At 73.6% G+C, this 22,910-nt stretch carries 22 protein-coding genes and 1 riboswitch; of the genes, 12 read left to right on the forward strand and 10 right to left on the reverse strand.

Annotated elements, in window-relative coordinates:
- Nucleotides 1-3 precede the first annotated feature (3 nt).
- From ACZ2G1_RS17130 to ACZ2G1_RS17145, 4 genes are all read left to right on the forward strand, one after another.
- Nucleotides 4-351: a DMT family transporter gene (locus ACZ2G1_RS17130; protein ID WP_017832153.1), complete on the forward strand. Its 348-nt coding sequence runs from the start codon at nt 4-6 to the stop codon at nt 349-351.
- A complete protein-coding gene (locus tag ACZ2G1_RS17135) occupies nt 351-674 on the forward strand; it encodes a DMT family transporter (protein ID WP_017832154.1) in 324 nt (107 codons plus the stop codon). Before ACZ2G1_RS17130 ends, ACZ2G1_RS17135 begins: the two co-directional genes overlap by 1 nt.
- Before the next feature lie 222 nt (nt 675-896).
- On the forward strand, nt 897-1,103 hold the full coding sequence (gene cspE / locus ACZ2G1_RS17140; protein WP_017832155.1) for a transcription antiterminator/RNA stability regulator CspE: 207 nt from the start codon (nt 897-899) through the stop codon (nt 1,101-1,103).
- 107 nt (nt 1,104-1,210) lie between these two features.
- Entirely contained in the window at nt 1,211-1,399 is a 189-nt protein-coding gene (locus tag ACZ2G1_RS17145; protein ID WP_017832156.1) for a hypothetical protein, read from the forward strand.
- Between the two features lie 102 nt (nt 1,400-1,501).
- Here ACZ2G1_RS17145 and ACZ2G1_RS17150 read toward each other — a convergent pair whose 3' ends face one another.
- Nucleotides 1,502-1,798, reverse strand: a complete 297-nt coding sequence (locus tag ACZ2G1_RS17150) for a hypothetical protein (protein WP_017832157.1) — start codon at nt 1,796-1,798, stop codon at nt 1,502-1,504.
- Between the two features lie 417 nt (nt 1,799-2,215).
- Nucleotides 2,216-2,341: riboswitch (SAM riboswitch) on the forward strand.
- 13 nt (nt 2,342-2,354) lie between these two features.
- On the opposite strand from ACZ2G1_RS17150, the gene ACZ2G1_RS17155 reads away from it, so the two are divergent.
- Together ACZ2G1_RS17155 and ACZ2G1_RS17160 are read left to right on the forward strand one after the other, a co-directional pair.
- A complete protein-coding gene (locus ACZ2G1_RS17155; protein WP_095650861.1) occupies nt 2,355-2,582 on the forward strand; it encodes a hypothetical protein in 228 nt (75 codons plus the stop codon).
- Nucleotides 2,583-2,593: 11 nt separating this feature from the next.
- Nucleotides 2,594-2,977, forward strand: coding sequence for a PIN domain-containing protein (locus tag ACZ2G1_RS17160; protein WP_017832159.1), 384 nt, complete (start codon nt 2,594-2,596; stop codon nt 2,975-2,977).
- A gap of 3 nt (nt 2,978-2,980) precedes the next feature.
- Here ACZ2G1_RS17160 and ACZ2G1_RS17165 read toward each other — a convergent pair whose 3' ends face one another.
- On the reverse strand, nt 2,981-4,156 hold the full coding sequence (locus ACZ2G1_RS17165; RefSeq protein WP_161976658.1) for a glycosyltransferase family 4 protein: 1,176 nt from the start codon (nt 4,154-4,156) through the stop codon (nt 2,981-2,983).
- A gap of 115 nt (nt 4,157-4,271) precedes the next feature.
- On the opposite strand from ACZ2G1_RS17165, the gene ACZ2G1_RS17170 reads away from it, so the two are divergent.
- Entirely contained in the window at nt 4,272-5,924 is a 1,653-nt protein-coding gene (locus ACZ2G1_RS17170; RefSeq protein ID WP_232035337.1) for a cell division protein PerM, read from the forward strand.
- Here ACZ2G1_RS17170 and ACZ2G1_RS17175 read toward each other — a convergent pair.
- A complete protein-coding gene (locus ACZ2G1_RS17175; RefSeq protein ID WP_017832162.1) occupies nt 5,813-6,319 on the reverse strand; it encodes a hypothetical protein in 507 nt (168 codons plus the stop codon). The two genes, ACZ2G1_RS17170 and ACZ2G1_RS17175, sit on opposite strands and share 112 nt — an antisense overlap.
- A 60-nt stretch (nt 6,320-6,379) precedes the next feature.
- On the opposite strand from ACZ2G1_RS17175, the gene purN reads away from it, so the two are divergent.
- Nucleotides 6,380-6,961, forward strand: a complete 582-nt coding sequence (purN, locus tag ACZ2G1_RS17180) for a phosphoribosylglycinamide formyltransferase (RefSeq protein ID WP_017832163.1) — start codon at nt 6,380-6,382, stop codon at nt 6,959-6,961.
- Nucleotides 6,962-7,040: 79 nt separating this feature from the next.
- Nucleotides 7,041-8,651: a bifunctional phosphoribosylaminoimidazolecarboxamide formyltransferase/IMP cyclohydrolase gene (gene purH / locus ACZ2G1_RS17185; protein WP_109243268.1), complete on the forward strand. Its 1,611-nt coding sequence runs from the start codon at nt 7,041-7,043 to the stop codon at nt 8,649-8,651.
- 143 nt (nt 8,652-8,794) lie between these two features.
- Here the strand turns inward: purH and ACZ2G1_RS17190 are convergent, their stop codons facing one another.
- From ACZ2G1_RS17190 to ACZ2G1_RS17200, 3 genes are all read right to left on the reverse strand, one after another.
- The gene (locus ACZ2G1_RS17190; protein WP_109268812.1) at nt 8,795-11,017 is read right to left on the reverse strand and encodes an NADP-dependent isocitrate dehydrogenase; all 2,223 of its coding nucleotides are present in this window, start codon (nt 11,015-11,017) and stop codon (nt 8,795-8,797) included.
- A gap of 210 nt (nt 11,018-11,227) precedes the next feature.
- Nucleotides 11,228-11,740, reverse strand: a complete 513-nt coding sequence (locus ACZ2G1_RS17195; protein WP_470377193.1) for an Hsp20/alpha crystallin family protein — start codon at nt 11,738-11,740, stop codon at nt 11,228-11,230.
- 129 nt (nt 11,741-11,869) lie between these two features.
- Entirely contained in the window at nt 11,870-12,964 is a 1,095-nt protein-coding gene (locus tag ACZ2G1_RS17200) for a Gfo/Idh/MocA family protein (RefSeq protein WP_470377194.1), read from the reverse strand.
- 84 nt (nt 12,965-13,048) lie between these two features.
- Here ACZ2G1_RS17200 and ACZ2G1_RS17205 point away from each other — a divergent pair, with 84 nt between their 5' ends.
- On the forward strand, nt 13,049-13,630 hold the full coding sequence (locus tag ACZ2G1_RS17205; protein WP_336650244.1) for a TetR/AcrR family transcriptional regulator: 582 nt from the start codon (nt 13,049-13,051) through the stop codon (nt 13,628-13,630).
- An 18-nt stretch (nt 13,631-13,648) separates the two neighbouring features.
- Here the strand turns inward: ACZ2G1_RS17205 and ACZ2G1_RS17210 are convergent, their stop codons facing one another.
- The 4 genes from ACZ2G1_RS17210 to ACZ2G1_RS17225 all read right to left on the reverse strand — a co-directional run bounded on the left by ACZ2G1_RS17210 (nt 13,649) and on the right by ACZ2G1_RS17225 (nt 20,123).
- Nucleotides 13,649-14,185 carry a gamma carbonic anhydrase family protein gene (locus ACZ2G1_RS17210; protein ID WP_017832169.1) on the reverse strand — a complete coding sequence of 179 codons (537 nt, stop codon included), beginning with the start codon at nt 14,183-14,185 and terminating at the stop codon, nt 13,649-13,651.
- A gap of 35 nt (nt 14,186-14,220) precedes the next feature.
- Complete coding sequence (locus ACZ2G1_RS17215; RefSeq protein ID WP_470377195.1) at nt 14,221-17,544, reverse strand: beta-phosphoglucomutase family hydrolase; 3,324 nt, start codon at nt 17,542-17,544, stop codon at nt 14,221-14,223.
- A gap of 196 nt (nt 17,545-17,740) precedes the next feature.
- A complete protein-coding gene (locus ACZ2G1_RS17220) occupies nt 17,741-19,351 on the reverse strand; it encodes a sensor histidine kinase (RefSeq protein ID WP_109243271.1) in 1,611 nt (536 codons plus the stop codon).
- 25 nt (nt 19,352-19,376) lie between these two features.
- Nucleotides 19,377-20,123, reverse strand: a complete 747-nt coding sequence (locus ACZ2G1_RS17225) for a response regulator transcription factor (RefSeq protein WP_017832172.1) — start codon at nt 20,121-20,123, stop codon at nt 19,377-19,379.
- A 238-nt stretch (nt 20,124-20,361) separates the two neighbouring features.
- Here ACZ2G1_RS17225 and ACZ2G1_RS17230 point away from each other — a divergent pair, with 238 nt between their 5' ends.
- Nucleotides 20,362-21,588 (forward strand): heparan-alpha-glucosaminide N-acetyltransferase domain-containing protein, encoded by a 1,227-nt coding sequence (locus ACZ2G1_RS17230; protein ID WP_470377196.1) that lies wholly within the window; start codon nt 20,362-20,364, stop codon nt 21,586-21,588.
- A gap of 34 nt (nt 21,589-21,622) precedes the next feature.
- Nucleotides 21,623-22,909 (forward strand): serine hydroxymethyltransferase, encoded by a 1,287-nt coding sequence (gene glyA, locus ACZ2G1_RS17235; RefSeq protein WP_470377197.1) that lies wholly within the window; start codon nt 21,623-21,625, stop codon nt 22,907-22,909.
- The last annotated feature ends 1 nt before the right edge of the window (nt 22,910 follow it).

Here is a 22,910-nt window from a genome sequence, read left to right on the forward strand (position 1 = left end):
GCCGTGCTGCGCCGGCTGCTGCTGCTCGCCGCCGTGCTCGCCGAGGTGGCGGCCACACTGTCGCTGAAGGCGGCTCTGGACGAGCCCGCCTGGTACGCGCTCGTCGTCGCCGGCTACCTCGCCGCGTTCACCCTCCTGGCGGCCGTGCTGCGCCGCGGCATGCCGGTGGGGGTCGCCTACGGCGTGTGGGCCGCCCTCGGGGTGATGCTCACCGCTCTGGCGGCGGCCGTGGTCTACGGTGAGCGGCTGAGCCCGGCCGTGCTGGCCGGGATCGTGCTGGTCGTGGCCGGCGTGCTCTGCGTGGAGCTCGGCTCCCGCCGCCCCGCCCCCGAGACCGAGGAGGCGGCCTGATGGCCTGGCTCTTCCTCAGTGTCTCGATCCTCACCGAGGTCGCTGGAACCCTGTCCCTGCGGATGGCCGCCCGGGGCCGCCGCCGCTGGTACGCCGCCGTGGCCGTCGGCTACCTGGTGGCGTTCACCTGCCTGAGCCTCGTCCTGGCCGAGGGCATGGCGCTGGGCGTCGCCTACGGCATCTGGTCGGCCTCCGGCGTGGCGCTGACGGCACTGGCCGGCCGGGTCCTGTTCCGCGAGCCGTTCACCTGGGTGACGGCGGCCGGGGTGGCCCTCATCGCCGGCGGAGTGCTCCTCATCGAGCTCGGCGCCCCGCCGGTCTGAGCGGTCCCCGGTGCCGGGCCGGGTCCGGCGCCCCGTCCCGGGTGGTGCGGCGCCGGATCTCGTGTAGAGTAGTCTGGAGTTGTTGAGGTTCGTTTTTGTCTTTCAAGCAGTTCGGCCCACTCGGGTGCAGCAGTTTTTCTGAGAAGACGTTTTCCATGCATCACAACTGTTTTGTTTCTCGAACGTCGGGAAACGTTCATCTCATGAAGGATCAGGTCTCCCATGACTACCGGTATCGTCAAGTGGTTCAACGCTGACAAGGGCTTCGGCTTCATCACCCCCGAGGACGGCTCCAAGGACGTCTTCGCCCACTTCTCCGCGATCAACTCGAACGGCTTCCGCTCGCTGAACGAGAACGACCGCGTCGAGTTCGAGACCCAGGACGGCCCCAAGGGCCCCCAGGCTGCGAACATCAACGTCATCTCCTAAGGATCTTCCGCGGGCTCCGGCCCGTTGATCCTCCAGAACCGTCGTCGGGCTGCGCCCGGCGGCGGTTCTGTCGTCGTACCCGCCGAGCAGCACCGGGAGGAAGCGCCGTGACCGTTCCCGATCCGCTCCCCGCCGCGGAGGAGCCGGAGGACCCCTTCGTGGTGAACCGGGTCTCCGACGCCGAGCTGGACGTCTCCGTGCCGTTCGAGGTCGAGGCCTCCGAGTGGGGATTCGACGGCTCCGCCGACGAGGCCGGCGGCGGCTGGGGCTCGGCGGGGGACTACGGCCTCGAGTGAGCACCCCGCGGGTCCCACCGGCGCTCCGGACGTCACCGTCCTCCCGCACGACGGAGGCCGCAGCCCGACGGGCTGCGGCCTCCGTGCGCTCCTGTCCGCCGGCTATGCCGACAGCGGGAGGGACGAGGGGTGGAGCTTGAAGAACGGGTGCCGTCCGGTCGCCGCGAGGGCTCCGGGAACGAGGAGCTGGCGGTACTTGGCGCACCATTGCGCCGTACCCTCCGTGTGCTCCGCCGCGGCGGCCAGGTCGTCGGCCTCGGGGCTCAGGTACTCCTGCACGTCCCCGTCGGTCGACGTGAGACGGACGAGGTGGAGATCGGGGAGGGCGGTGACGGTCACGTCGATCCACTCCTCGCGCTGGTCGGTGGTGATGGCTGTTCTTTCTTCGGACATGGTCATGTTTTCTCCTGACGTTCTTGCAGGCATCCGATGGCGTTGCCCGCCGCTTCGTCATCCGATCCACCCGGGAACATCGGGTTGGCGCGCAGCGGGTCGGAGCCCCTCCACGGTTCCGCCGGGGATCGTCGATCTCCGGCCGAGGGCGTGGACGCCGCATCTCGAGAAGCAGGTTCAGGCTACCCCGCGGCACCGACACCTCGACAAGCGAGTCGTGAGTTGTGTCACTGAAACGTAATGCGCGGGGCCGTCGCCTGCGCCGTCCCCGGTCCTACGGGACCCATTCCAGCGCAACGATGTGTCGTCGAGATGTCCGGGCGGTGACACCCCGGGGAAGGCCTGTGCACAGGAGGGGGCACCGGATCCGGCCAGGTCGCCGCACGCGGACACTGTTCGGCCGATGTGGTTCAATGGGGAGAGCTTCAAGAGACCCGGTCGGCAAGCTCCGACTTGACCGGGCACCAACCCCATGTTCACGGGTGGTTCGGATGACGAAGCGGCTCGCATCGCCGCAGCAGCGGTACCCGGTGCGAGCAAGAGCGCACGAAGGATCCCGGTCATGTCCGACCCCCGCCACTCCGCCGCCCGCACGGGCGCGTTCCCCCAGCCCTCCCACGCCGTCCCGGCCACCGGGGACGGGACCCGCCGCGACCCCGCGCCGAGCGTCCCGGCGATCAGCGTCTCCGCCATGAGCGTCGAGGACTACGCCCGCGTGGTGCAGGTCCGCACCGAGTTCGTGGACTTCCTGCTGGCTCCGGCCCGCGGGGAGCTCGCCGCCGCGGCCTGAGGCCCGCCGCCGTGGACCTCCTCCTGGACCGTTCCGTGCTGCTGGGGGTGCGCACCCCGGAGCGCTGCCCCGAGCTGGCCGAGGTCCTGCGCCGGCACGGACACCGGCGGCTGTTCCTGCCCGCCACGGTGCTCGGGGAGCTGCTCGCCGAGCGGCCCGACGAGACGCTGTGGGCGGAGCAGCTCGAGCTGCGCTTCCCGGGCCGGGTCCTCCCCGCGGACGCCGCCGTGGCCCGGGCGTGGGGAGCACTGGCCGCGACGGGGGCGGCCGACCCGCTCGCCGGGCTCACCGCGGCCACGGCCCTGGTCCACGGGCTGACCGTGCTGACCGCGGAGCCGGGGCGGTACGCCGGCACCGGGGCGCCCGTACTGGATGCGTCCCCCGCCCGCCGGTAGCCCTCAGACGGCCCGGCGGTGCCGGCGGCTGCGCCCCTGCCCCTGCGCCGAGAGCGCCACGGCGCGCTCGTAGTGCTCGAGCAGCTGCCCGACCAGCACGTCCCACGTCCGGCCCTGGACCGCCGCGTGCGCCGCGACGCCGAACGCGGCCCGCTTCGCCTCGTCGCCCAGGAGATCCGCCACGTACCCGCGCAGCGCCCCGAGATCGCCCGGGGGATAGAGCCAGCCGGTGCGGGACCGGTCCACGAGGTCGAGGGGACCGCCCCGGCCGGTCGCGACCACCGGCACCCCCGAGGCCATGGCCTCCTGGATCGTCTGGCAGAACGTCTCGAACTCGCCGGGGTGGACGAACACGTCGAAGGACGCCATGATGCGCGCCAGGTCGGCACCGCTGCGGCGCCCGGTGAAGTGGGCCTGCGGGAGCCGGCGGCGCAGGGCGTCCTCCTCCGGGCCCGAGCCCACGACCACCAGGCGGGTGCCGGGCAGGTCCGCGACCGCGGAGAGGTCCTCGACCTGCTTCTCCGGGGCGATCCGGCCCACGTAGCCGACGATCCGCCGGCCGCCGCCGACCTCCTCCCGCCACCGCTCGTCCCGGTGCCGGGGGGAGAAGCGGGTGGTGTCCACCCCGCGCCGCCACAGGTGCACGTCCTGGACGCCGTGCTCGGTGAGCTGCCGGACCGCCGCGGTGGACGGCGCGAGCGTGAGCGTGGCGAGGTTGTGCATGGAGCGCACGTGCCCCCACAGGAGCTGCTCGAGGAACGGGGCCCCGTACTTGGCCGCGTAGCCGGGCACGTCGGTCTGGTAGACCGCCACGCACGGCACCCCGAGCTGCTGGGCCGCCAGGATCGCCCGGCGGCCCAGCACGAACGGGGAGGCCACGTGGACCACGTCAGGCCGGAAGCGCTCCAGCTGCCGCCGCACCCGGGCCACGGTCCCGCCGGCCACCCGCACGGCGGGGTAGCCGGTGAGCGGAACGGCTGGCAGCCGGTGCACCGGCACCCCGTCGAGGTCCTCGACGACCTGCTCCGCCGGGCGCCCGAGCGGCGCGGGTTCGTAGGAGGGCGCCACGACCACGACGTCGTGCCCGCCGGCGACCAGCTGCTCGACGACCCGCAGCACCGAGTGGGTGACTCCGTTGAGGTGGGGGAGGAACTGCTCGGCGACCACGGCGACTCTCATGCTCCCGAGCCTGCCGGGGCCGGGCGACCGGACGGCGAGCGGGGCGTGGCCCGCCGGTGAAGGCGCCGTGAAGCCTCGGCCGGGGTGCCGCCCGGGCGTGGGAGGATGGTCGGTGATGAACTCCCAAGGCCTGTCCTCCCCCGCTGCACGCCCGGACCGCCGGGGTGTGCCCATGCCGCTGTGGCTGCAGGGCGTGCTGGAACTCGGCTCCGTGGCCGTGGTGTCCTACCTGCTGGTCCTGCTGACCGTCCTCATGGTGTGGCTCGCCGACGGCTTCGACACCCTCGGCCTGACCGGCGGGTTCGTGCTCTCCGGTCACGTGTGGCTGCTCGCCCACCTCACCCCGCTCCAGGTGGCCCTGGACCCGGGCGCAGGGCTGCCCGCGACCACCGGGACGCTCAACCTCGTCCCGCTCGGGCTCACCCTGGTGCCGTTCGCCCTCTCCTGGCACGCCGGGAGACGGCTGGCCCGCGCCTGCTGGGAGGGCCAGTTCTGGCAGCCGTACCTCAGCGGACTGGCCGCCTACTCCGCGTTCGGCGCCGCCGCCGCGCTGCTCTTCAGCGGAGGGGAGGTCTCGGCGAGCCCGGCCGCGGCCGCCGTCTTCCCGCTCGTCCCCGTGGCCCTGGGCGGCTTCGTGGGCGCGTACCGGGCCTCCCGGTCGCTGCCGGGACTGATCGGCGTCAACGCCGCCGCGTGGGTCGAGCGCACGAGCCAGTACTCCCGCTGGGCCGGGTCCTACGTGTGGGCGGTGCTGCGCGCCGGCTTCGTCGCGGCCGTGGCCGGGGTCGGGGCCGGGGCCGCCCTGCTGGCCGCCGCCCTGTTCTGGAACTGGAACGACGTGGTGGGCGTCTACCAGCGGCTGGGCACCGGCGTGCCGGGGGACACCGCGCTGACGGGACTCCAGCTCGGCTACCTGCCCAACCTCGCGGTCTACGCCCTGGCCTGGGCCACGGGCGCGGGCTTCGAGCTCGGCTCCGGCACGCACGCCTCTCCGCTGGGCACCGAGGCCGGGCCCGTGCCGCTGCTCCCGGCGCTCGCCGCGCTGCCGCCCGCCGAGCTCCCGGCCTGGGCGCTCGTGGTGGTCGTGCTGCCGGTCCTGGCCGGCGTCCTCGCCGGCTGGTGGTTCCTGCGCGAGGGGGAGAACCACCTGGACGACTGGATGGCGCTGCGGCTGCCCGCGCGCTGGATCACGTACCCGCTCTCGACGCTGCTGACCGGGGTCTTCGTGGGCGCCGTCGCCGGCGTGCTGGTGATGCTCCTGAGCTGGCTCGCGCACGGCTCGCTGGGGCTCGGGCGGCTCACGGACGTGGGACCGGACGGTCCCGCCGTGCTGCTGCTGTTCGGCGCCGAGGTGGCCGTCGGGGCGGCGGTCGGCTGTGTGCTGGGACCGTGGCTCGAGCACGAGCCGCCGTTCGCGCCGCCCCGCGGCGGCGAGGACGGCGAGGACCGGACGCCGGCCGGCCGGCGGGCAGCGCGCCGGCGGCGCCGGGAGGAGACCGCGGCCCGGCGCGCCATGCGCTCGGCCGGCCGGCGGAGGCCGCGGCCCGCACGCGGGCACGGGGCCGACCAGCACGGGACCGAGGGGCACGGCGCGGACGGGCCCAGGACCGGCCGCAGCACCGCGGACGGGCACCGGGACGCGGGCCCGTGGGCGGCTCAGGGGCCGGCCGTGGCGGAGACCGGGTCCGCGGAGGCGTTCGACGTGGACGCGGCCGAGGCACCCGCGGCGTCCTCCGACGCCGGCGCCGCCGGGCCGCCGGAGAGATAGCTCCAGATCCCGTCCTCGAGCTCCTGCTGGCACTGCGCCGCCCCGGAGAGGGTGAGGGTGCCGGCGACGCACTCCTGGTAGGCCTCGGCCACCGGCCACAGGGCCAGACGGGCCCCGCCGGTGAGCAGGCTCAGCGCGCCCAGCACGATCGCGGCGACCGCGCTCAGCACCAGCAGCCGGCGCCTGCCGGTCCCGCGGGAGCGCACGAGCGCCGCGACGCCCAGCCCGATCCCGAGGACGGCCAGCGCGACCCCGGCCACGGTCGGCCACAGGGCGGAGCCGACGAGCACCAGGGCGACCGCCGCGCACACCAGCGCGCCCCCTGCCGTGCGGGTCGCGGCGGCGCGTCGTGCGTCCGCGGGGGCTGCCTCGGGGGTCGGGCGGGGAGGGGTCATGCCCTTCACTCTAGGGCACCCCGGGGGCCCCTCCCCGCCCGCCCGACTAGACTCGGGGGCATGCGCATCGTGGTCATGGTCTCCGGCTCCGGCACCAATCTGCAGGCGGTCCTCGACGCCGTCCGGGAGGGCCGGATCGACGTCGAGATCGCCGCCGTGGGCGCGGACAAGCCCTGCACCGGCCTGGAGCGGGCCCGGGAGGCCGGCGTCGAGACGTTCCTCGTCCGGCCCGGCGACCACCCCGACCGGACGCGGTGGAACCGTGCCCTGCAGGAGGCGGTGGCCGCCCGGGAGCCCGACCGGATCGTCTTCGCGGGGTTCATGCGGATCGTGGACGCCGAGTTCGTCGAGGCGTTCGCGGGACGCATCGTCAACACCCACCCCTCGCTGCTGCCGTCCTTCCCGGGGGCGCACGCGGTGCGGGACGCCCTCGCGCACGGGGTGAAGGTCACCGGCGTCACCGTCCATGAGGTCGTGGCCGACGTCGACGCCGGTCCGATCCTGGCGCAGGCGGCGGTGCCCGTGGAGGAGGGGGACACCGAGGCGCAGCTGCACGAGCGGATCAAGGCCGCCGAGCGCGAGCTGCTCGTGCGCACGCTCGGCGCGGCGGCCCGGCAGGGAGCCCTGCACGACGCCCGGTGAGCAGGCCCGGCGAGGGTCCGTAAAATGGTTCCCGGCGGATCCCGCCGGCAACCCCAGTCCTCGAACGCTTGGAGAACCTGTGAGCCCCACCCAGCTTGACCGCGTGCCCCTCAAGAGGGCGCTGGTGTCCGTCTACGACAAGACCGGGCTGGAGGGTCTCGCCACGGGGCTGCACCGGGCCGGCGTCGCGATCGTGTCCACCGGCTCGACCGCACGGCGCATCGCCGACCTGGGCGTGCCGGTGACGGAGGTCGCGGAGGTCACCGGGTTCCAGGAGTGCCTGGAGGGGCGGGTCAAGACCCTGCACCCGCGGGTGCACGCGGGCATCCTCGCGGACCGCCGGAAGCAGGACCACATGGACCAGCTCGCCGAGCTGGAGATCGAGCCGTTCGACCTCGTGGTCGTGAACCTCTACCCGTTCGTGGACACCGTGCGCTCCGGCGCGGGCCAGGACGAGGTCGTCGAGCAGATCGACATCGGCGGCCCCTCCATGGTCCGGGCCGCTGCGAAGAACCACGCGGCCGTGTCCGTGGTCGTGGACCCGTCCTCCTACGACGCGGTCGTGGAGGCGGCGGCCTCGGGCGGCTTCGACCTGCGGGCACGCCGCCGGCTGGCCGCCGCGGCGTTCGCGCACACCGCCGCCTACGACACCGCGGTGGCCACCTGGACGGCCCAGCAGTTCGAGCAGGACGAGGACGCCAACTTCTGGCCGCCCTACGCCGGCCTGGCCCTGCAGCGCTCGGCCTCCCTGCGCTACGGCGAGAACCCCCACCAGAAGGGGGCGCTCTACGTGGACGACGCCGCGTCCCCCGGCATCGCCCAGGCCGACCAGCTGCACGGCAAGGAGATGTCCTACAACAACTACGTGGACGCCGACGCCGCGCTGCGCGCCGCCTACGACTTCGACGAGCCGGCCGTGGCCGTGGTCAAGCACAACAACCCCTGCGGGCTGGCCGTGGCCACCCCCGGCGCCGAGGACCCGATCGCCGACGCCCACCGCAAGGCCCACGCGTGCGACCCGCTCTCCGCCTACGGCGGGGTCATCGCCGCGAACCGGACCGTGACCCGGGCGATGGCCGAGACCGTGCAGGACATCTTCACCGAGGTCGTCGTGGCCCCCGGCTTCGAGCCGGCGGCCCTGGAGATCCTGCAGGCCAAGAAGAACATCCGCCTGCTCGAGCTGCCCGAGGGCTTCGAGCGGGACGTCCTCGAGTACCGGCAGATCTCCGGCGGCGCGCTGCTGCAGGTCTCGGACCGGCTCGACGCGGCGGGCGACGACCCCGCCGGCTGGACGCTGGCCGCGGGGGAGCCGGCGGACGAGCGGACGCTCGCCGACCTCGCCTTCGCGTGGACGTCGCTGCGGGCGGTGAAGTCCAACGCGATCCTGCTCGCCGACCGCGGCGCGTCCGTGGGCATCGGCATGGGCCAGGTCAACCGGGTGGACTCCTGCAAGCTCTCCGTGGAGCGGGCCAACGCCCTGGGCGAGGACGGCGCCGAGCGCGCGCGCGGCGCCGTGGCGGCCTCGGACGCGTTCTTCCCGTTCGCGGACGGCCTCCAGGTGCTCCTCGACGCCGGCGTGCGCGCCGTGGTGCAGCCCGGCGGCTCGATCCGGGACGAGGAGGTCGTGGCCGCGGCCGAGGCCGCCGGCGTGACGATGTACTTCACCGGGGCCCGGCACTTCTTCCACTGAGCCGTCTCCCGGGCGGCATGCCCCGCGCACGGCAGCGGCCGCACTCCCCGCGGGGAGTGCGGCCGCTGCCGTGCGTGCTGCCCGTGCCGGAGCGCGCGGTCGGCCCGCGCGCTCCGCTCAGGCGCTCAGCTCACGCGCTCAGCTCACGCGCTGAGCGAGGAGAGGACCCGGTTGAAGGTCTCCGAGGGGCGCATCACCGAGAACGTCTTGGCGTCGTCCGGGCGGTAGTAGCCGCCGATGTCGGCGGGACGGCCCTGCACGGAGAGCAGCTCCTCGTTGATCGCGTCCTCGTTGGCCGCCAGCTGCTCCGCCACGGAGGCGAAGGCCTGCGCCAGCTCGGCGTCCTCGTCCTGGCGGGCCAGCTCCTGGGCCCAGTACAGGGCCAGGTAGAAGTGGCTGCCGCGGTTGTCGATCTCGCCGGCCTTCCGGCTCGGGGACTTGTTCTCCTCGAGGAACGTGCCCGTGGCCCGGTCGAGGGTCTCACCGAGGATCCGGGCGCGCTCGTTGTCGGCCGTGGTCGCCAGGTGGTCGAGGCTCGCGGCGAGGGCGAGGAACTCCCCGAGGCTGTCCCAGCGCAGGTGGTTCTCCTCCACCAGCTGCTGGACGTGCTTCGGCGCGGACCCGCCGGCGCCGGTCTCGAAGAGCCCGCCGCCGTTGATGAGCGGGACCACCGAGAGCATCTTCGCGGAGGTGCCCAGCTCGAGAATCGGGAACAGGTCCGTCAGGTAGTCGCGCAGCACGTTGCCGGTGACCGAGATGGTGTCCTCGCCGCGGCGGATCCGCTCGATCGAGAACGCGGTGGCCTCCTCGGGGGACATGATCTCGATCTGCAGGCCCTCGGTGTCGTGCTCGGTCAGGTACTGCTCGACCTTCGCGATGAGGTTGGTGTCGTGGGCGCGGGTGCGGTCCAGCCAGAACACGGCCGGCGTCGCGGAGGCCCGCGCGCGGGTCACGGCGAGCTTGACCCAGTCGCGGATCGCGACGTCCTTCGTCTGGCACGCCCGCCAGATGTCCCCGGGGGAGACCTCGTGCTCGATGAGCACGGCGCCGGAGGAGTCGACGACCTGGACGGTGCCCTGCACGGGGATCTCGAAGGTCTTGTCGTGGGAGCCGTACTCCTCCGCCTTCATCGCCATGAGGCCGACGTTGGGCACGGAGCCCATGGTGGTCGGGTCGAACGCGCCGTGGGCGCGGCAGTCGTCGATGACCACCTGGTAGACCCCGGCGTAGGAGCTGTCCGGCAGCACCGCGAGGGTGTCCGCCTCCTCGCCCTCGGGACCCCACATGTGCCCGGAGGTGCGGATCATGGCCGGCATCGACGCGTCGACGATGACGTCGGAGGGCACGTGCAGGTTCGTGATGCCCTTGTCGGAGTTCACCATGGCGAGCTTCGGGCCCTCGGCGAGGCCCTTGTCGATCGCGGCCCGCACGTCGTCGCGCACGTCGGCGGGCAGGGCGTCGAGGCCGTTGAGGATCGCCGCGAGCCCGTTGGCGGGGGAGAGACCCGCCTTCTCCAGGGCCGCGCCGTGGGCGGCGAAGAGCTCCGGGAAGAACGCCTCGATGACGTGGCCGAAGATGATCGGGTCGGAGACCTTCATCATGGTGGCCTTCAGGTGCACCGAGAGCAGGACGTCCTCCCGCTTGGCGCGCTCGACCTGCTCCGCGAGGAACGCGTCCAGGGCGGCGGCCCGCATCACGGTGCCGTCGACGACCTCGCCGGCCAGCACGGGGACGGACTCCTTGAGCACCGTGGTGCTCCCGTCCTCGGCCACCAGGCGGATCGTCAGGGTGTCGTCGCCGTCCATGACCACGGACTTCTCGTTGTCCCGGAAGTCGTCGGCGCCCATCGTGGCGACGTTCGTCCTCGACTCCGCCGTCCACTCGCCCATGCGGTGCGGGTTCTTGCGGACGTAGTTCTTGACCGAGGCGGGGGCGCGGCGGTCCGAGTTGCCCTCGCGCAGCACCGGGTTGACGGCGGAGCCCTTGATCTTGTCGTAGCGGGCCCGGGTCTCCTTCTCCTCCTCGGTGCGGGGCTCGTCCGGGTAGTCGGGGAGGGCGACGCCCTGCTCCTGCAGCTCCTTGACCGCGGCCTTCAGCTGCGGGACGGAGGCGGAGATGTTGGGCAGCTTGATGATGTTGGCCTCGGGCTTCTTGGCCAGCTCGCCCAGCTCGGCGAGGGCGTCGTCCACCCGCTGCTCCGCGGGGAGGCGGTCGCCGAACGCGGCGATGATGCGCCCGGCCAGGGAGATGTCGCGGGTCTCCACCTCGACGCCGGCGGTCGAGGCGTAGGCCTCGATGATCGGCTTGAAGGAGTAGGTGGCGAGCAGGGGCGCCTCGTCGGTGCGGGTGTAGATGATCTTGGCCATGTGCGGGCTGTCTCCCAGGATGTCGTCGGATCGGTGGTGGTGCTTCCTGGTGCCAAGATACCCGAGGCGGCGCCCCGCCCGCTGGCCGGGCCCGCCGTCCGGCCGGAGGCCGCGGGCGGCCCGGGCACGGCGGCGGGCCCGTTCCCCGCGGGGAACGGGCCCGTGGCCGTGGGGCCCCGCCCGGGGGCGTGCCGGTGCCGGGGGCCGGGCTCAGCCCTCCGTGGACTGGGTGGACCCGGCGCCGTTGACGAGCTCGCCCTCGCCGATCACGCGGTCGCCGGACTCGTCCCGGCCCTCGCCCAGGGCCTGCTGCTCGCCCTGTCCGGAGATCACCTGGATCTTGCGCGGCTTGGCCTGCGCCGAGACGGGGATCGTGACCGTGAGCACGCCGTTGTCGTAGTTCGCGGCGATGTTCTGGATGTCGATGCCCTGGCCCAGGTTGAGCTGGCGGACGAACGAGGAGCTCTGCCGCTCCCGGGTGATCCACTGGACGTCCTGCACCTCGGGCAGCTCCCGCTCCGCGCGGATCGTCAGCAGCTGGCCGTCGACGTCGACGTCGACGCTCTCCGGGTCGATGCCGGGCAGGTCCGCCCGGAGGATGTACTGGTCGCCGTCCCGGTACAGGTCCATGGGCATCTCGCGCAGGCCCTGCCGGGCGAACAGCGAGGCGGCGAGCCGGTCGAAATCGTTGAACGGGGTGAACATCGTGGCCACGTCAATCATCTCCTCAACCATATGAGCAATGTCTTCGACATTTAGTTGAGTCCGATCAACTCAACTGTTGACCATGATAATCCCGCTCCCCGCGGTCTTCAACGGGTCCCGGCCCCCATCGCCCAGGGCGAACCGCCCTCAGCGGGCGTCGTGGGGATACCGCACGCCGATCTGCGCCCGCACCCGGTCGAAGAGCTCCACGAGCTCGAGGGAGTCGGCCCACGGCATCACGGGGGACTCGAGCAGGCCCTGCTGCACGCAGCGGGTGGCCTCGCGCATCTCGAACACGTATCCGGCGCCCGCCACGTCCACGCGCTCCACGACGGGGGCGGCGCCCGTGCGGGCGCCCTCGGCGGTCTGCAGCACCAGGGTGGTCGGGCAGTTGATCCGTCCGTCCACCCGCAGCCAGCCGTCCGTGCCGCTGATCGTCACCTGGTGGGGGACCGTGGCGGACAGGGTGCCGCTCACGTGCGCCCGGCCGTGCCCGAAGTCCAGGGTCAGGGCGGTGTCCAGGTCCACGTCCGTGGCGCCGAGCTCCGCGCGGGCGCTCCAGCGCTCCGGGGCCCCCAGGACCGCCGAGGTCCACGTCAGGGGGTAGACCATCATGTCCAGCAGCACCCCGCCGCCGTCGGCCCGGCGGAACAGGCGGTGGGCCGGGTCCAGGGCCCGGTGCGTGCCGATGGACCCCTCGACCGAGCGGACCCGGCCGAGCCGGCCCTCCCGGACCCAGCGCATCGCGGTGCGGAAGCCGGGGGTCATGCGGGTCCAGACGGCTTCCATGAGGAAGACGCCGTGCTCGCGGGCCAGGTGGAACAGGTCGCGGACCTCCGCCGCGGTCATGGCGAGGGCCTTCTCGCACACCACGTGCTTGCCGGCCCGCAGCAGCGCCGAGACGTCCCGGTGGTGGTAGCCGTGCGGGGTGGCCACGTAGACGATCTCCACGTCCGGGTCGGCCGCGAGCCGGTTCAGTCCCGTGCTCGTGGCGGTGCCGCCGTAGGCCCGCTCCACCCCGTGCCGGCGGGCGAAGTCCTCGGCGCGGTCCTGGTCCCGCGAGCTCACGGCCACGAGCCGGGCGTCGGGCAGCGCCGCGATGTCTGGGACCACCTTCTCCGCGATGTCGGCGGTGCTGACCACGCCCCATCCGAGCGTGCGGCCGGTCGCGGTGCCGGGGTCGTCCAGGTGGGCGGCGTCGAGGGAGGCGTCGACGAACGGGCTGAGGGTCTGGGCAGGCATGGGCGCATTCTGCCACGCCGCCCGCCGCCGGGGTCCCGCCCGCCGGCTCCGATCGAACGTCCGTTCGTGGCGTAGGCTGAGCCCGTGCCCCGGGTGAGCCAGCAGTACAAGGACGAGCGCCGCCGCGAGATCGTGGCCGCCGCCAGTGAGTGCTTCCTCGAGCACGGCTACGAGGGGGCGTCGATGCACCGCATCATCGCCGCCACGGGGCTGTCCGCGGGGGCGCTCTACAACCACTTCCCGAGCAAGCAGGAGCTCGTGGCCGCGGCCGCCCGCGCGGCCCTGGACCGGGTCCTCGCGGCCGCGGAGGACGAGCCCGGCGCCGACCCCGCGGCGTGGGTCGTGGGACTGCTGGAGCGGCTGGCCGCGGATCCCGCCACCACCCGCCTGCTGCTCATCACGTGGGGCGGGGCGGTGAGCGACCCCGGTCTGGCCGCGCTGGCCGGGGAGCACCTGGGGCGCGTGCGGGACCGGGTGGAGGAGCGCTACGGACGGTGGGCGGTCGAAGAGCTGGGCCTCGACGACGACGCGGCCCGCGAGTGGGCCGGCATGTTCGCCCAGGCCATCCTCTCGGTGCTGCAGGGCTGGGTGGTGCAGTCCTGCCTGCTGCCCGGCTTCGACCACGGCGCGTACCTGGACTACGCGCGCACCCTCGCGGCGCAGTGACGGGCCGCCGGGCCCGGCTCAGGCGGTGAGCCGGCGGTGCTCGGCGGAGAGCCGGACGTAGGTGCGCGCGTTGGCGCGGACCTTCTCCTGCTCCTCGTCCGTGAGCTCGCGCCGGACCCTGCCCGGCACCCCCGCCACGAGGGACCGGGGCGGCACCACGGTGCCCTCGAGGACGACGGCGCCCGCGGCCACCAGCGAACCCGTGCCGATCACGGCGCCGTTGAGGACGGTCGCGTTCATCCCGATCAGGACCTCGTCCTCCACGGTGCACCCGTGCACCACGGCGCCGTGGCCGACGCTCACGTCCGCGCCGATCGTGCAGGGGTGGCCGGGGTCGGAGTGGACCACCACGTTGTCCTGCAGGTTGGACCGCGCGCCCAGCCGGACGGGGGAGCGGTCGCCGCGCACCACGGCGCCGTAGAAGACCCCGGACTCCGGTCCCAGCTCGGCGTCGCCCACGACCGTGGCGGTCGGGGCCACGAAGGCGGAGGAGTCGATCCGGGGCTCGTGCCCCCCGTGCGGGAGGACCGTGCCGGGCGTCGTGGAGTGTGCCATGGGCCCAGCCTAGCGGCGGGCCCGCCGCCCGCGGCTCAGACGCCCTGCCGCGTGACGGCCGGCCGCGGGGCGCGCTGGTGCCCGTGCTGGATGGCCACGCGGATCTTCTGGCCGCCCTTGAGCACGTACTCCGCGCCGTGCACGTGGATCGTGACGTCGTCCGCGCGCCGGGAGGCCCCCTCGAGCTCCAGGACGTGGTGGTCGATGCAGACCCGGATCACCTGGCCGCGGTACAGCACCGTGAACGAGACGGTGTCCAGCTGGCTCGGCAGGGCCGGGTCGAACTCGAGCCAGCCGCCGCGCACGCGCAGCCCCGCGTAGGCGCGGGTCACGACGTCGACGGAGCCGGCCATGGCGCCCAGGTGGATGCCCTCGCCCGTGGTCCCGCCCTGGGTGTCGTCGAGGTCCACCAGGAGGGAGTCCTGGAACGCGGACCACGAACGGTCCGGGTTCAGCCAGGCGAGCACCGAGGCGTTGACCACCCGGGACAGGGAGGAGCCGTGCGAGGACCGCGCGATGTAGAAGTCGACGGTGCGCTCGATGGCGGCGTGGTCCACCTCGTAGCCCATCCGGCCGAGCTCCTCGACCAGGCCGTCGGGGCCGAAGAGGTAGACCAGCATGATCGTGTCGGCCTGCTTGGCCAGCTTGTAGTTGTTGGTCATGTCGCCCTCGTTCTCCAGCAGGAGGTCGAGGCGGCCGATGTTGCGGTACTTGGCCCGGTAGTACTCCCAGTCCAGCTCGTCGAGGTCGTCGTAGCCGTGGAACTGGCTGATGGTGCCGTCCGTGTTGAACGGCACGAACATCCGCTCGGCCATCCGCTGCCAGGTCCCGACCTCCTCGGCCGAGAGGTCGAAGCGGGCGGAGAGCTCCTCGCGCTGATGCTCCACCATGTCGTGGAAGATGTGCGCGCTGTGCCGGAACAGCCAGGCCGCCAGCACGTTCGTGTAGGCGTTGTCCTTCAGCCCGCCGCCGTGCTGGCCGCGCGGGCCGTCGTGGTACTCGTCCGGGCCCATGACGCCGGCGATGTGGTAGCGGCCGTCCGCGGGGTCGTAGTCGGTGAGGGACGCGAACAGCCGGGTGATCCCGATGATCAGCTCCGAGCCCTGCCCCGCCAGCCAGGCGAGGTCACCGGTGGTCTCGTAGTAGATCCAGGCGTTGTAGGCGATCGCGAGGCCCACGTGGAACTGCCGCCACGAGTTGTCCGGCAGCCACCGGTTGGAGTGGTGGTTGAACAGCTCCGGCGGGGTCTCCTCCCGGCCGTCCGAGCCGGACTGCCACGGGAACGCCGCGCCCTCGAGCCCGAACTCGGTGGCCCGGTGCTTGGCCATGGGCAGCCGGCGCCACCGGTAGGAGAGCAGGGCGCGCGTCACCTGCGGCTGGTGCAGGTTGACGACCGGGAGGATGTAGAGCTCGTCCCAGAAGATGTGCCCCCGGTAGCCCTCGCCGTGCAGGCCGCGGGCCGGGACCCCGGCGTCGCGCAGGGACATGTGCGGCGCCAGCGTCTGGGCCACGTGGAACAGGTGCACCCGCAGCGCCAGCTGGGTGATGGCCAGCTCCCCGGTGCGCTCCTCCGGGTCCGGGCACACGTCCACGTCGAAGCGGTCCCACAGCAGGGACCACTCGATCTCGTGCGAGGGCAGCAGGCCCCGGACGCCGCTGGGGTTGCGGTCGAGCTCCGCGAGGGCGCCCTCGCGGGGCGAGCCGATCGCGGCGTCGCGGCTCGTGACCACGGCCGTGGTCGAGTCGATGATCACCGGGCGGCCGTCGGCGATGTTGACCTGGTGGCGGCGGAACTCGGTGCCGCCGGGCCGGATCTCGCGGCGCTCCCGGACGTTCTGGCCGCCCTCGATGGTGGTGCGCTGGGCCGTGGTGATCTCGATCTTGGACTGGGTGGTGCGCACGTGCGAGAGCAGGGTCTCGTGGTCGTCGGGCAGCGAGGTCGACTCGAGGTCCACCAGGTGGTGGTCGTTGAGGTCCTGGTACTCCGCGACCCCGTTGTTGCGAACGCTGGGGTCGATGCCCGTGCGCAGGTGCAGCCGCCCCGAGAACCCCCGGGCGGTCACCGTGGTCTCCTGCGCCCCCAGGTGGCGGAAGCGCAGCGACACGAGGCGGCGCTGGACGATCTCCAGCCGGGCGTGGGCCCCGTCCTCGCCCCGGTCGCCGTTGAGGTCGGTGAGGATCAGGGACCGGATGAGCAGCCCGCGGCGCAGGTCGAGCTCGATCCGCTCCTCGGAGGGGCGCAGCCCGCCCTCCGACCACCAGTCGCCGCCGGAGACCCGCAGGTCCAGGTGGGTCCAGTTGGGGGCGTTGACCATGGACTCGTGCTCGACGTCGCGGCCGCTCAGGTGGCTCACCACCCGGTTGAAGATGCCGGCCAGGTAGTTGCCGGGGTAGTGCACCCCGTTGTCGGGGAACTCGCAGGCCGACCCGCGCACGCCCATGTAGCCGTTCGCCAGCGTCAGCAGGGTCTCCCGCCGGGCCTCGGTGGCCGGGTCGAAGCCCTCGAAGACCAGCTTCCAGGGGTCGTCGCGGCGGGCGCCGAGGTCGAGCTCGCCGACGTCGTTGAGCACGACCGTGGCCCCGGCCCGGTACAGGTCCTTGCGCTCGCCGTGGCGGCGGATCCCCACCACCATGCCGAAGCCGCCGGCGGCGGCGGCCTGCACCCCGGACACGGCGTCCTCCACCACCGCGGAGCGGGCCGGGTTCACCCCGAGCATCTTCGCGCAGGTCAGGAACGTGTCCGGCGCCGGCTTGCCGGGCAGCCCGTGCTCGGCGGCGAAGTGGCCGTCCACGATGATGTCGAAGGAGTCCTGCAGCCCGGCCGCCGCCAGCACGGGGACGCTGTTGCGGCTCGCGGTGACGAGACCCACCGGCACCCCGGCGGCGCGCAGCCGCTCGATGAGCGCCACGGTCTTCTCGAACACCCGGACGCCCTGGACCTGCAGGGCGTCCTGGAAGTAGGTGTTCTTCAGCACGGCCTGGCCCTGCACCGTCCACGCCCCCGGCGTCTCGTCGCCCTCCGGCAGGCAGGCGCCCCGGGCGGCGAGCAGGGAGCGGATCCCGTCCTCGCGCCGCCGCCCGTCCACGTAGTGACGGTAGTCGGCGTCGGCGTCGAAGGGTCGGCGGTCCACCGTGGTGCCGGCCTCGGCCGGCTCGAGCCGGTCGTCGGCCAGGATCGCGTCGAAGAGAGTCTTCCAGGCCGTCGCGTGCACGGCGGCGGTGTCCGTGACCACCCCGTCCATGTCGAAGATCACGGCCTCGTGGGGGATGCGCAGCTGGTCGACCGCCTGCGGCAGCGCGTCCGCGCCCTGGATGCGCGGCAGGGAGGCGGTGAACGGGGCGGTGGGCAGTGCGTTCACGAGAGTTCCTCCGGAAGGTGGGTGCGGCGTCCGCGACCCCTCGGAACCGCACGGAGAAACCCCCAGCACGCGGCACGCGACGGACCCCGGACGCGGCGTTGCGGTTTGGCACTGGAGCGGGGACGGCCGTCCGTGCCGACGGTTCCTGACCAGCTCATTAAACGGCCCGGGGGCCGCGGGGGCAAGCCGCGTCCGCTCAGCGGTCGGCCAGGGGGAGGCGGACGGTGAACCGGGTGCGGCCCGGGACGCTGCTGACGTCGATCCGCCCGTGGTGGGCGCGCACGATGGCGTCGACGATCGAGAGGCCCAGGCCGGCGCCGCGGGAGCTCGCGGCGCGGGCGTGGTCCTCCCGGGCGAAGCGGGAGAAGATGTGCTCGAGGAAGTCGGCGCCGATGCCGGGGCCGTCGTCGCCCACGGCGAGCACGGCCTCGCCGCCGGGCCCCGGTCCGGCGCCCGCCTCCGTCCCGAGCGAGGCCGTGACCGTCGTCCCCGCGGGCGTGTGCTGGTGGGCGTTGGCGAGCAGGTTGATGAGCACCTGGCGCAGCTGGGCCGGGTCCCCGCGCACGAGCACGGGCTCGTCGGGCAGCTCGAGGCGCCAGACGTGGCCGGGCGCCGCGACCCGGAGGTCGCTGACGGTCTCGACCACCAGCTCGAGGAGGTCGACGTCCTCGGTGACCACGGCCCGGCCCTCGTCCAGGCGCGCGAGCAGCAGCAGGTCCTCGACGAGCGCGGTCATCCGGGCCGCCTCGGACTCCACCCGGGACAGGGAGCTGCGGCCCTGCGCGCTCATCGGCTCCGTGAGCCGGATCAGCTCCGCGTAGCCGCGGATGCTGGCCAGGGGAGTGCGCAGCTCGTGGCTGGCGTCGGCCACGAACCGGCGCACGCGCGTCTCGCTGCGCTGACGGGTAGCAAGCGCGTGGGCGACGTTGTCCAGCATCCGCCCGAAGGCGTGGCCGAGCCGGCCCACCTCCGTGTCCGGGTGCGCGGCCGGCGCCACGGCCCCCACCGGCAGGACCACCTCCCCGTGGTCGAGGTCGAGCTCCGAGACGCGGGTCGCCACGTCGGAGAGCCGCTCCACGGGGCGCAGGGTGCGCCGGACGACGACGAGCCCGACCAGCCCCGTGGCGGCGATGGCGCCGGTCGAGATCGCCGCGGTGCTCACCCCGAAGCTGCGCAGGGTGTCCTCCTTGTCGGCCAGCGGCAGACCGGTCAGCACGAGGCCCCAGTCCCACGGGTCGTCGACCACCAGCACGCGGTAGCCGCCCACGGCCAGCTCCACGTCCACGGGGCCCCACTGCCGGCCCCCCTCCTCGTCCGACTCGGCGCCGAGCGCCGTCACGAGCTCCCCGATCCGCCGCCGGTCCTCGTCGGTCAGCTCCTGCCGCGTCCCGTCGGGGGCGAAGAGCCCGGCGCGGACCACCTCGCCGTCGACGACCCGGGCGTTGAGGGTGCCGGCGCCCTGCGCGGGGACGTCCATCATGGCCTCGAGCTCCTCCGAGGGCCCGGCGGCGGCACGGACCCCGTACTCGATCGTGCGGAACGAGGCGTCCCGGACCCGGCCGTCCAGCTGCTCACCCAGGGACACGTTGAGGACCGCGAGACCCAGGGCGCCCACGGCGGCGCACGCGACGGTCAGCAGCGCCAGGACCGTCAGCAGCAGCTTGGTGCGCAGCTGCAGCGCCCGTCCCGCTCCCCGCGGCCGGGCCCGCGCCCCGGTCGCCTCCGGGTCCGTGGGACCGGTGCCCGTCGGGCCGGTGGCGGTCGGATCGGTGCTGGTCGGATCGGTGCTCGTGGGACCGGTGCTCATGGGGCGGCACGTCCTCGGCGGGTGCTCACTCGGCCGGTTTGAGCACGTAGCCGGCGCCGCGCACGGTGTGGATCATGGGCGGGCGCCCGGCGTCGATCTTCTTGCGCAGGTAGGAGATGTAGAGCTCCACCACGTTGGTCTGGCCGCCGAAGTCGTAGCCCCAGACCTGCTCGAGGAGCTGCGGCTTGCTCAGCACCCGGCGCGCGTTCTCCATGAGGCAGCGGAGCAGGTCGAACTGGGTGGCCGTCAGCGCGATCTCGTCGCCCCCGCGGCTGACCTCCCGGGTGTCCGCGTTGAGCACGAGGTCGCCCACGACCAGCTCCGCGGCGTCCGGGTGGGCGATGCCCGCGCGCTGCACCAGGCGGTGCAGCCGCAGCAGCAGCTCCTCCATGTCGAACGGCTTCGTCACGTAGTCGTCCCCGCCCGCCGCCAGGCCGGTGATGCGGTCCTCGGTGCTGTCCTTCGCGGTGAGGAACAGGGCCGGGACGGTGGGGGAGAAGGAGCGGATCCGCTCGAGCACCTCCACCCCCGAGCAGCCCGGGAGCATGACGTCCAGCACCAGGACGTCGGGCCGGAAGCCGCGGGCCTCGGCCACCGCGGCGTCCCCGTCGTGGGCGGAGCGCACCTGCCAGCCCAGCATCGACAGCCCCATGGACACCATCTGGGCCAGCAGCGGCTCGTCGTCGACGACGAGCGCGCGCACCGGTGCCCCGTCGGGGTGCCGCAGGCGCGGGAGGTCCACGGCGGTGGGCCGCTGCACGGGCTCGGTCACGACGGAATCCCTCCTGGTCCCCGCCGGCGGCACCGGCGTCCTCGGACCGTCCTCAGCGTAGCGCCGCACCGGCCCCCGATCACCTGCGGATCGTTTGCGGACGCACTTCACAGCCCCGGCACAGGAACCCGATAAGAGCGCCACATCCCCGTCTGCTGGAGTGGATTCACGACCGGGCCCGGAGGCCCGGACCCCCGGGCAGGTGCCCGCGGGGCACCACGAGAGGGGAACCACCGCCATGCTGCACACCCGCCACCCCGCCGGACAGGCCCGGGCCGCGGCGCCGTCCGCGGGCCCACCCGCCCGCCGGCGCCTGGTCGGGATCGACGCGGCCCGCGGCCTCGCCCTGCTCGGCATGGTCTCCGTGCACATCCTGCCGTCCTGGGACCCGGAGACCTTCGAGGCCACCGCCCAGTGGACGCTGTTCTCGGGCCGGGCCGCCGCCCTCTTCGCCCTTCTCGCCGGCGTGGGCCTGGCCCTCGGCTCGGGCGGGACCCGGGTGCACGAGGGCCGGCGGGCGACCGCCGACCGGGCCGGCCTGCTCGTGCGCGCGGTGCTCATCACCGCGCTGGGGCTGCTGATCAACCAGCTCTCGCCCGGCGACCCGCCCGCCTACAACATCCTGGTCTACTACGGCGTGTTCTTCCTGCTCGCCCTGCCCTTCCTGCACCTGTCCGTGCGCGCCCTGCTCGCCTGGGCGGCGGGGCTCGCCGTGCTCGGTCCCGTGCTGGTGCACTCGCTCGGCCCCGTGCTGCCCGGGTTCACCGTCTACAACCCCGGCCTCGCCGAGCTCGTCACCGAGCCGGGCACCACCCTCGCCCAGCTGCTCGTGACCGGTTCGTACCCCGGGGTGACGTACCTCGTCTACCTCCTCGCAGGCCTGGCCCTGGGCCGGCTGGACCTCTCGGCCGTGCGCACGCAGGCCGGCCTCGCGATCGGCGGGGCCGCGCTCGCGGTGTTCTCCGCCGTCACCTCCTGGTTGCTGCTGCACCCCCTCGGCGGCATCGAGCGGCTGCTCGCCGCGAGCCCCTCCCTGGACCGGGGGGACGTCCAGGACGTCCTCGTGTACGGGCCGGACCCCGTCCTGCCCTCCGCCACCTGGTGGTGGCTGGCCGTGACCGGGCCGCACACCAACACCCCGCTCGCCCTGCTGAGCGGGGTGGGCACCGGCGCCCTCGTGCTCGGCCTGTGCCTCCTCGTGGCCCGCCGGGCCGGGCACGTGCTGCTGCCGCTGGTCGCGGCCGGCTCGATGACGCTCACCCTGTACTCGGCGCACCTGCTCGGGCTCTTCCTGGAGCTGCACTACGAGCAGCCGGTGCTGTGGTTCCTCGTGCACGTCCTGGTGGGCACCGTGTTCGCCGTCCTGTGGCACCGCGCCCGGGGCCAGGGACCCCTCGAGCGGGTCCTCGGCCGGGCCGCCCACGCCGGACGGGACCGGGTGCTCCGCCATCGCCTAAACTCGTAGACGGTCCACCCAGGTCCCCGACTTCAGGAGCGGCATGTCCACGAGCACGTCCCCGTCCGTCACCAACCAGCCCCTCGCCGAGGTCGATCCGGAGATCGCGGCGGCGATCGCCGACGAGCTCGGCCGCCAGCGCGGCACCCTCGAGATGATCGCCTCCGAGAACTTCGCGCCCCGGGCGGTCCTCGAGGCCCAGGGCTCGGTGCTGACGAACAAGTACGCCGAGGGCTATCCCGGGCGCCGCTACTACGGCGGCTGCGAGTTCGTCGACGTCGTCGAGAACCTGGCCCGGGACCGGGCCACGGCCCTGTTCGGCGCCGAGCACGCCAACGTGCAGCCGCACTCGGGCGCCCAGGCCAACACGGCCGTCATGCAGGCGCTCATGGCCCCCGGCGACAAGCTGATGGGCCTCTCCCTGGCCCACGGCGGCCACCTCACCCACGGGATGAAGCTCAACGTCTCCGGCAAGCTCTACGAGATCGCGGCCTACGAGGTCGACCCCGACACCTACACGATCGACATGGACAGGGTCCGGGAGCAGGCCCTCGCCGAGCGCCCGCAGGTCATCGTGGCCGGCTGGTCCGCGTACTCGCGGGAGCTGGACTTCGAGGCGTTCCGCGCGGTCGCCGACGAGGTCGGGGCGAAGCTGTGGGTGGACATGGCCCACTTCGCCGGCCTCGTGGCCGCGGGCCTGCACGCCAACCCCGTGCCGCACGCCCACGTGGTCACCTCGACCGTGCACAAGACCCTCGCCGGACCCCGCTCCGGCGTGATCCTGACCACGGGCGAGCTCAAGAAGAAGATCGACTCCGCCGTCTTCCCGGGCCAGCAGGGCGGCCCGCTCATGCACGCCATCGCGGGCAAGGCCGTGGCCTTCAAGATCGCGGCCACCGAGGAGTTCCGCGCCCGCCAGGAGCGCACGGTCGAGGGCGCCCGGATCCTCGCCGAGCGCCTCGGGGCCGACGACGTCGCCCGGGCCGGGGTGTCCGTGCTGACCGGCGGCACCGACGTGCACCTGGTGCTGGTGGACCTGCGCGACTCCGAGCTGGACGGCAAGCAGGCCGAGGACCTCCTGCACCGGGCGGGGATCACCGTCAACCGCAACGCCGTGCCGTGGGACCCGCGGCCGCCGATGGTCACCTCCGGGCTGCGGATCGGCACCCCCGCGCTGGCCACGCGCGGCTTCGGCGCACCGCAGTTCGAGGAGGTCGCCGAGATCATCGCCACCGCCCTGAAGCCCGGGGCCGACATCGACGCCCTGCGGGCCCGCGTGGACCGGCTGGCCGCGGACTTCCCGCTCTACGACGGCCTCGAGGAGTGGTGAG

The organism is Kocuria sp. KKT182, from assembly GCF_055635395.1.